Below are 648 nucleotides of genomic sequence, written 5' to 3' on the forward strand. Positions count from 1 at the left end.
TTTTTTGCTCTTTAACAATGTATCAGACAATCTGTGTGGGCACTTGTTGATTGACTTGTTTTAAAAATATTTTTAATTTTGAAGTCTTAATAGGTGCTTAACTGAAAATTCATAATTACTTTTTTAAGTAGTGTTTTATTTATAGCTAAGCAGTTTATTGAGCGATTGAACTTGAATTGAAGAGTTTGATCATGGCTCAGATTGAACGCTGGCGGCAGGCTTAACACATGCAAGTCGAACGGTAGCAGGAGAAAGCTTGCTTTCTTGCTGACGAGTGGCGGACGGGTGAGTAATGCTTGGGAATCTGGCTTATGGAGGGGGATAACTACGGGAAACTGTAGCTAATACCGCGTAGTATCGGAAGATGAAAGTGCGGGACCGTAAGGCCGCATGCCATGGGATGAGCCCAAGTGGGATTAGGTAGTTGGTGGGGTAAAGGCCTACCAAGCCTGCGATCTCTAGCTGGTCTGAGAGGATGGCCAGCCACACTGGAACTGAGACACGGTCCAGACTCCTACGGGAGGCAGCAGTGGGGAATATTGCGCAATGGGGGGAACCCTGACGCAGCCATGCCGCGTGAATGAAGAAGGCCTTCGGGTTGTAAAGTTCTTTCGGTATTGAGGAAGGTTGATGTGTTAATAGTACATC

1 rRNA gene is annotated in these 648 nt (G+C 45.8%); it reads left to right on the top strand.

From position 1 onward, the window contains the following. Positions 1 to 173: 173 nt before the first annotated feature. Positions 174 to 648, top strand: a 16S ribosomal RNA gene (locus tag AAX15_RS08860); the annotation flags it as partial.

Origin of the sequence: Haemophilus haemolyticus (genome assembly GCF_001008275.1) — a bacterium.
GTDB classification, from domain to species: Bacteria; Pseudomonadota; Gammaproteobacteria; order Enterobacterales; family Pasteurellaceae; genus Haemophilus; species Haemophilus haemolyticus_P.